7 protein-coding genes are annotated in these 7,878 nt (G+C 43.8%); 5 read left to right on the plus strand and 2 right to left on the minus strand.

What is annotated here, in order from left to right; all coding sequences use genetic code 11:
- Both B2575_RS09365 and gatC read right to left on the minus strand, forming a co-directional pair.
- On the minus strand, positions 1–1,098 hold a 1,098-nt coding region (locus B2575_RS09365), incomplete at its 3' end, for an amidase (protein WP_296241581.1).
- 68 nt (positions 1,099–1,166) lie between these two features.
- Positions 1,167–1,481, minus strand: coding sequence for an Asp-tRNA(Asn)/Glu-tRNA(Gln) amidotransferase subunit GatC (gatC, locus tag B2575_RS09370; protein ID WP_201553288.1), 315 nt, complete (start codon positions 1,479–1,481; stop codon positions 1,167–1,169).
- Positions 1,482–2,123: 642 nt separating this feature from the next.
- On the opposite strand from gatC, the gene B2575_RS09375 reads away from it, so the two are divergent.
- The 5 genes from B2575_RS09375 (at position 2,124) to B2575_RS09395 (ending at position 7,435) form a co-directional block, all read left to right on the plus strand.
- Entirely contained in the window at positions 2,124–3,152 is a 1,029-nt protein-coding gene (locus tag B2575_RS09375) for a rod shape-determining protein (protein WP_083475748.1), read from the plus strand.
- Between the two features lie 189 nt (positions 3,153–3,341).
- Complete coding sequence (gene mreC, locus B2575_RS09380; RefSeq protein ID WP_087814671.1) at positions 3,342–4,202, plus strand: rod shape-determining protein MreC; 861 nt, start codon at positions 3,342–3,344, stop codon at positions 4,200–4,202.
- Between the two features lie 161 nt (positions 4,203–4,363).
- Positions 4,364–4,849 (plus strand): rod shape-determining protein MreD, encoded by a 486-nt coding sequence (mreD, locus tag B2575_RS09385; protein WP_045446600.1) that lies wholly within the window; start codon positions 4,364–4,366, stop codon positions 4,847–4,849.
- A gap of 131 nt (positions 4,850–4,980) precedes the next feature.
- Positions 4,981–5,646, plus strand: a complete 666-nt coding sequence (locus B2575_RS09390; RefSeq protein ID WP_201553290.1) for a Maf family protein — start codon at positions 4,981–4,983, stop codon at positions 5,644–5,646.
- Positions 5,647–5,824: 178 nt separating this feature from the next.
- Positions 5,825–7,435 carry an Rne/Rng family ribonuclease gene (locus B2575_RS09395; protein WP_296241588.1) on the plus strand — a complete coding sequence of 537 codons (1,611 nt, stop codon included), beginning with the start codon at positions 5,825–5,827 and terminating at the stop codon, positions 7,433–7,435.
- Positions 7,436–7,878: the final 443 nt, after the last annotated feature.

Raw genomic sequence — 7,878 nt, forward strand, 5'->3', positions numbered from 1 at the left:
ACGGCGCTGTACTTCAGGACCAAAACCTTCAGAGCGTGAGCGCGTATATAAATCGATGAGATCGGTCGGGTTTTCACAGCGATAACCAAAACGTACACCATCGAAGCGTGACAGGTTTGATGATGCTTCGGCAGGGGCGAGCATGTAGTAAGTGGCAAGGGTAATCTCAGGGTCAGTGATATTCACCTCCACAATCGTCGCACCTAGCTCTTCATATTTTTTCAGAGCAGCACGTACGGCCGTTTCTACCTCAGCGTCTAGTCCAGCACTAAAGTATTCTTTGGCCACACCAATGCGTAAGCCAGCAAAGGGCTTGTCGCTAGCCGCGCCTTCAGCATCATTGATGTCTTGTACGTAGTCAGGCATGTCATATTTGATAGAAGTCGCATCGCGCGGATCGTGACCAATCATCGGCTGCAATAGATAGGCACAATCTTTAGCACTGCGCCCCATGCTACCCGCTTGATCCAGACTTGAGGCATAGGCAATCATCCCAAAGCGAGAGACGCGACCATAAGTGGGCTTGATACCGGTTAAACCACAAAATGAGGCAGGCTGGCGAATAGAGCCACCAGTATCACTGCCCGTTGCGACTGGGACAAAACCTGCGGCAACGGCGGCAGCACTACCACCTGATGAACCACCGGGGACGCGCTCTAGGTTCCAAGGATTCTGTACCGTGCCGTAGTATGAGCTGCTATTGTCTGAGCCCATCGCAAACTCATCCATATTGAGCTTGCCCAAGCTAATCATGCCTGCTTTGTCGATATTAGAAACGATGGTAGCGTCATAAGGCGAGACAAAGTTATGCAGCATCTTAGAGCCACAAGTCGTCAGTACACCTTGGGTACAAAAGATGTCTTTGTGCGCCATCGGTACGCCAAGTAATGGACGCTGATCGCCTTGCGCGCGCATCTCGTCTGCTGCCTTTGCTTGCGCGCGTGCTGTCTCAGAAGTATGAGTGATAAAGCTGTTAATCTTATTGTCTAGCGCATCTATACGCTTGATGTAGTGTTCTGTCAGCTCAAGGCTGCTAAATTGTTTGTCTTGCAAGCCCGTAATAAGCTGCTGGGTACTTAATAAATGAAGTTCTGACATAAGGTGTCGTCCGTCAAAATGTGAATAGCATAAAGTAAAATAGGGTAGCGATTAAAGCAGCGCGCTGCTTATTCAATCACTTGTGGAACCAAATATAAGCCATTTTCAACAGCTGGGGCGACTGACTGATTGCGCGCGCGGTTGATATCGTGTTTGGCCACATCAGCCCGCAATTCTTGGCAAGCTTCATGGATATTCGCTAAGGGTTTGATGCCTGTGGTATCCACGTTAGATAACGTATTCATCAGTTTTAATACTTTACTAATATCGCCGGCATAGCTATCGGCTGTGCTTTCATCGACACCCAAACGTGCAAGGTTGGCAACTTCTAGGATTTCTTCACGGCTGACGTTGCTGTCAGACGTTGCTGGTTGCTGTGACATAGTTTCTCCAGTGAAGGACAGTTTTTGTTAGAGTAGAATGCGGCTAAAATAGGCAAGCATTAGATATAGATAATTATTAACACAAACTAAAACAAGGGGTTTATCTTAAGATGTATATATAGTGGCTTTATTATAAAGCATCTGGCTTAAGTTTACAGAGCATGACGCTTGATTGATGCACAATATCAACCAAGATGGCGTGATTTGCAAAATTGACCGTATAATTCACGATTGATTCTCAATTGCTTACCCATTACGTTCTGAAATACGTTACAGTATGCACCTGTGCTGCTAAGCAAAATTATCATTTGCCTGTAGAGCCTTGTTAGTTATTGAATTAAATGATGTTTCATTAAGTCGAATGGTATTTACTGCTATTTTAAACTTTGTAACAACTTTTAGCGTTTAAGACCGAAATCCTGACTTACTGATGCAAATATCTGTGTTTTTTTTGAGCCAAATCGGTATAATTTAGCTCAGTTTTTCCATTGCATCATTATTGCTTAGGTTTGACTTGTTGCGAGGTTCAAATTTCGCCATAAGTAATGTCTAACGACGACCTGCTCAACGCTGACGAGTAACGCCTCAGTCAATCTCATTCGCCTCATTCGCCTCATTTGTAATACGCTGGAAATATTAGTCATGAACCTGTTTGGATTTTTATCAAATAATATCGCTATCGACCTCGGTACTGCGAACACTCTCATTTTTATTCCTAATAAAGGCGTCGTACTTGACGAGCCTACGGTGGTTGCGTTACGAAGTAATCGTACCCAAAACCCTACCGTTGCGGCTGTTGGTATTGATGCCAAGCAGATGCTTGGTCGTACACCTGCTAACATTACAGCGATTCGCCCATTAAAAGACGGCGTGATTGCTGACTTTGAAGTGACGCAAAAAATGCTCAAGCATTTCATCACGAAGGTAAAAGCCAAGCGTTTTATGGCGCAGCCTAACGTGGTGGTTTGTGTGCCTTGTAAGTCTACTCTGGTTGAGCGTAAAGCGATTCGTGAAGCGGTATCTTCGGCAGGTGCGAGTAAAGTACTATTGTTAGAAGAGCCAATGGCAGCTGCCATCGGTGCTGGCTTGCCAGTTCATGAGGCCAGCGGTTCGATGGTGGTTGATATTGGTGGCGGCACGACGGAGATTGCCGTTATCGCGTTATCTGGTTGCGTTTATGCTGAGTCGATTCGTATCGGTGGCGATATGTTTGATGACGCGATTATCACCCACGTGCGCCGTACCCATGGTTGTGTGATTGGTGAGACGACAGCTGAGCGTATTAAGCACGAAGTTGGCTCTGCTTTGAATGAAGACAGTCAGCTAGAAGTCGAAGTTCGCGGTCGTAGCATGGCAGAAGGCGTGCCAAAAACCTTTACTGTTAATTCAGAAGAAGTACAAAAAGCCCTGAGTGATCCGCTGAGCGGTATCGTTAGCGCGGTAAAAGCGGCACTTGAGCAGACGCCACCTGAGCTGTCATCAGACATCGCAGAGCGTGGTATTGTTTTGACGGGCGGCGGTGCGCTGTTACGTGATTTGGACAAATTAATTTCAAGAGAGACAGGTCTACCTGTGACCGTTGCTGAAGATCCATTGACTTGTGTTAGCCGCGGCGGTGGTATTGCGCTTGACTTTATCAATAACAAAAGCTTGAACATGATTTTTGTTTAGATTGCTTTAGTTAAGCACTGCGGTATTGATAAATCATCTTCGTCGTGCTTGATGATAGCTTGCGTAAAAATAGTGGGTTAAAACAGTATAAAATTAAAGGTAGCCAGTTGCGCTGCCTTTAATTGCATTCATTAACTAGAACCCAGTACTGGCTACTGCTTATTTTATAACTCCTGAGTTAGACGACTTATGACCCCAAGTATTTTTGCGCGCCAGCCGTTAGCACTTCGTAAGACTGCCATTGTATTAATAGCAGCTCTAATACTGATGTGGTTCGATAGCAAAAATTCAGAATGGTTTAATCCAGTACGTAGTACCAGTCATGCCGCTATGCAGCCTATTTATGAGCTGTCACTGTTACCGAGTTATGCCAAGCATTGGGCAGGTGGCAGCTTACAGTCTAAAGAAGCGCTGCGCCGCGAAAACATGCAATTGAAGTCTCAGCTTATCCATGCGCAAGCCAAGTTACAGCAGCAAGATTATATTTTGGCACAAAATGCGCGCCTGCAAGGTATTTTATCAACAACCAAGCCTGAACAATTTGATCTTAATTTGGCACAGGTAATTGGTACAGACACCAACTTACTCAGACAAATCGTGGTGCTCAATAAAGGCGTTCAAGACGGGGTTCAAGTTGGACAGACAGTGATTGATGAAGACGGTATTTTAGGGCAGATTATTAATGTCTATCCCAATACCAGTCGCCTACTATTGATTACTGATGAACAGCAATCGGTTGCAGTTACAGTCAAGCGTACAGGTCAACGCGCTATCGTGACAGGGCAAGGTATACCAACCTCATTAAGCCTTGACTATGTATTCAAAACCTCAGACGTGCGTGTGGGTGATGAGCTGGTGTCATCAGGATTGGGTGGGCGTATTCCAGCAGGGTATCGTGTCGGGCGTATCGCCCATATTAAAGATACTCAAGCCGATAACTTTAGAAGTATAGAAGTGACCCCAGCGGCGAACTTTATCGATAATGCGTATGTATTAGTCCTGCAAGATAAGCTGGTGAATAAAAATAATATGACTCTCAATGACCGTTAAGAAGTTAGGTGCTCAATACGTAAGTACCAATAAGATAATGGCTGGCATCTATTTATTAACTGGTCTTTTTGTCGATACATTTTTAGCCATGGTTTTTATCCCATCAATACCCACTCATGCTTTAACAGCAGCCATCAATACATTCGTTAAGGTAAGTACCCATGTCGTATCCTGATTCTGAGAATGCAACGGTACTACTGATTGCTACCATCATTCTAAGTTTTGTTATTGCGTCATCGCTCAATGTATATCCGTTAAGTCCTAGTATGGCTACCTTACGCCCTATGGTCATGATCATGGTGCTGATTTTTTGGTTGTTATTTCAGCCACGCTATGTTGGTATTTTTACAGCATTTACCATCGGTCTCATTGCTGACTTACTCATGGATACCCATTTGGGACAGCAAGCGTTTGCCGCCGTGGCAGTCGCCTTCTTCATAAAAATAACCAGTATTTATATTAGGCAACTAAATACCATCAGTGCATGGTTATTAGCGAGCTTAGGATTGGTTGTTTTTCAATTATGTTTATGGATATTGCAGATGTTTATCCAGAATGTCTTTGTCGCACAATCTGCCTTATCACTGTTGATGAGTATCATCAGCTGGCCATTGGTACTACTGGCTTTGCGTAAATTTGCGTCATAAGAAAAATTCTGCTGACAACCAATAAGATTTTAGCGCTGGTGTTTATTAATCCTGACTAACTAATGTTAATGCACTAAAAGGCAGCAGTTTTCGGTAGTAGGCAGATAAATTCAGATATAAAGAGAGTAGCGATGGATATTATTTTAGCTTCTGGTTCGCCGCGCCGTCGTGAGCTGTTAGAAAGAGCACAACTAGAATTTAGCACATTGAGTGTAGATGTTGATGAAACAAAGCATGATGATGAGTCACCCACAGACTATATCGAGCGCATGGTCGCCACTAAAGCTGAGGCTGCCATACAGCAACTAGCATCACGCTTGAAAACGGATAAAAGCTGTTTTTCTGACTCACTTATCATTTTAACGTCTGATACCATCGGTGTGCTGGCAGATGGTCAAACAGTGCTGGTCAAGCCAGTCGATCGTGAGCACGCTTATAGCATGTGGCAACGGATGTCTGATAATGTCCATGAAGTATGGACAGCGGTTCAAGCAACTTATATATCATTATCTTCTAAAGTGGCTAACAGCTCAACTCATGAGCCAGTATTTCAAATCATTAATCAGCAACGAATCACTGAGCGTACCGAAGTGACCTTTATAGCGCTCACTGCGGAGATGATGAGTAACTATTGGGAAAGTGGTGAGCCTGCTGATAAAGCGGGTGGTTATGGTATACAAGGTTTGGGTGCTATTTGGGTCAGCCGTATCAATGGTAGCTATACCAATGTCGTGGGTTTACCACTTCCACAAACGCTGGCGTTAATTAAAAACGTCACAGATATTAGTGTCAAGTAAAATACGAGACAGACCCTGATGGAGATTATTTGTCTCTCAGAGATTGGTTGTCACTCTAACCTGCTGCACATAATAACACGCGAGAGTAATGGGCGAGAGCCAGCTGCATTTGTTACACTATAAAGATAATAGACGATGAACGTCTAACAAGAAAGCTGAGAGATAAGAGAAAAACATTATGTCCGAAGAGCTGCTGATTAATATTAGTCCAATGGAATCCCGTGTCGCAGTCTTAGACAATGGCATCTTGGGCGAAATTTATATTGAACGTCATCATAAATTGGGTCTGGTCGGCAATATCTATCTGGGTACAGTCGTACGCGTTTTACCTGGTATGCAGGCAGCATTCGTTGATATCGGGCAGTCGCGGACAGCATTTTTACATGTCAATGATATGCAGCGTGAGCCGCGTCCAGTAGCAGAAAATAAAAGTAAAGCGGCTGACAATAGCGATAAAAAATCGGATAGCAATATAGAAGATGCTGTGGTAGAAAATGGTACTGATAACTTGGCTGTCACGCCACCGGTGATTAGTATACAAAATACCGAAGTCATCCCTGTTTCTAAAACGTTGATTCAACATCGCTTGCATGAAAGCCAACGTATTTTAGTGCAAGTGACCAAAGATCAGTTGGGCAGTAAAGGCGCTCGCTTGACCACCAATATATCCTTGCCATCTCGCTATTTGGTGTATCTGCCCTCAAGCGAACACATTGGTATCTCTCAGCGCATTGATGGCGAAGAAGAGCGCACTCGTTTGAAGACTGAGCTTAGTAGCCTGATGCAAACGGTCAATCTAAAAGGCGGTCTCATCGCTCGTACCGCTGCTGAACGTGTCCCTGTCGATAAGCTTGAAGAAGACATTTATTATCTATTGCAACTGTGGCGTACCATCTGCGCGCGTCGCCAAGAGATGAAACAACATCAAAGTTCTGAGCTTATTTATCAAGAGCTATCATTACCGCTGCGTTCTATCCGTGATTTGGTACACGCGGATACCGAGAAAGTCATCATTGATAATGCACAAATTTACGAACAAGTCAGATCCTTTGCCAAAGAGTTTGTACCTTTTGTCTATGACCGCATTGTCCATTATACCGCTGAGCCATCCTTGTTTGATGTCCATCGTGTCGAAGATGATTTGCGTGATGCTTTAAAACGCCGCGTAGATTTAAAATCAGGTGGCTATCTCATTATCGACCAAACAGAAGCGATGACCACAATCGATGTCAATACAGGATCATTCGTAGGCGGGCGTTCGTTAGAAGATACGGTTTATAAAACCAATCTTGAGGCAACTCATGCAATCGCCCGTCAGCTGCGTTTGCGTAATCTAGGCGGTATTATCATCCTAGACTTTATTGACATGCTTGAACAGCAGCATAAAGATGATGTGTTAGAGAGTCTGCAATCACAGCTAGTACAAGACTATGCCAAAACTAAGATTACTCAGGTCAGTGAGCTTGGGTTAGTAGAGATGACGCGTAAACGTACGCGTGAGTCGCTCGGACAGCAGCTATGTGAGCCATGCTCGACCTGTCAAGGACGCGGCTTTGTTAAAACGGCTGAGACAGTGTGCTTTGAGATATTCCGTGAAATCATGCGTTGTGCTCGTACTTATAACTCTCCCAAGAAATTTACGGTCGTTGCCCATGCTGCAGTGATTGATTTACTTCTCACTTCAGAGTCAGACACGGTGGCAGATTTAGAGTATTTACTTGGTAGAGTGATTACCTTTGATGTCGAAAATCTCTATACTCAAGAGCAATATGACATTGTTTTGGATTGATGTTTCATAGTTTTAGATTAACAGTGCATAGTTACCAATTCATATAAGCGTGATTATTAAGCACAGATACGGTTGTTTACATATTACTGTTTATAAAGGGTAATATCATAAGTCGCTACAGATATTACCCTTGCAATGACTGAAATACTATGTATAATATACACCACTGAATTATATATGCGCCGCCAATCAAACAGCGGGCGCTATGACAGCTAGAGCATCGTTTCTAGCACTATTTCATTATGCCTTTGCTGACATCCTATAATGGAAGGGTCGGCGGGGCTTTAAACCTATTTTGCTTTTGGCACGCTACAAGTTCGGATAAAGAACTCATTCTGGTTAAGAACAGAAGGCCGCTTTAAGTGAATATTTAACCAAACGGCTTTTGATCATATCTTTGCAAAGCAAAAATGACAAAAGCACATATTAGGAGCTTGCTGGCA

Origin of the sequence: Psychrobacter sp. UBA6739, from assembly GCF_002453835.1 — a bacterium.
Lineage (GTDB): Bacteria > Pseudomonadota > Gammaproteobacteria > Pseudomonadales > Moraxellaceae > Psychrobacter > Psychrobacter immobilis_A.

Excerpts from the sequence above, each read along its gene's own strand:
- B2575_RS09390 (WP_201553290.1), top strand. The coding sequence starts at position 4,981 with ATGGATATTATTTTAGCTTCTGGTTCGCCGCGCCGTCGTGAGCTGTTA.
- gatC (WP_201553288.1), bottom strand. The coding sequence starts at position 1,481 with ATGTCACAGCAACCAGCAACGTCTGACAGCAACGTCAGCCGTGAAGAA.
- B2575_RS09395 (WP_296241588.1), top strand. The coding sequence starts at position 5,825 with ATGTCCGAAGAGCTGCTGATTAATATTAGTCCAATGGAATCCCGTGTC.
- mreC (WP_087814671.1), top strand. The coding sequence starts at position 3,342 with ATGACCCCAAGTATTTTTGCGCGCCAGCCGTTAGCACTTCGTAAGACT.
- mreD (WP_045446600.1), top strand. The coding sequence starts at position 4,364 with ATGTCGTATCCTGATTCTGAGAATGCAACGGTACTACTGATTGCTACC.
- B2575_RS09375 (WP_083475748.1), top strand. The coding sequence starts at position 2,124 with ATGAACCTGTTTGGATTTTTATCAAATAATATCGCTATCGACCTCGGT.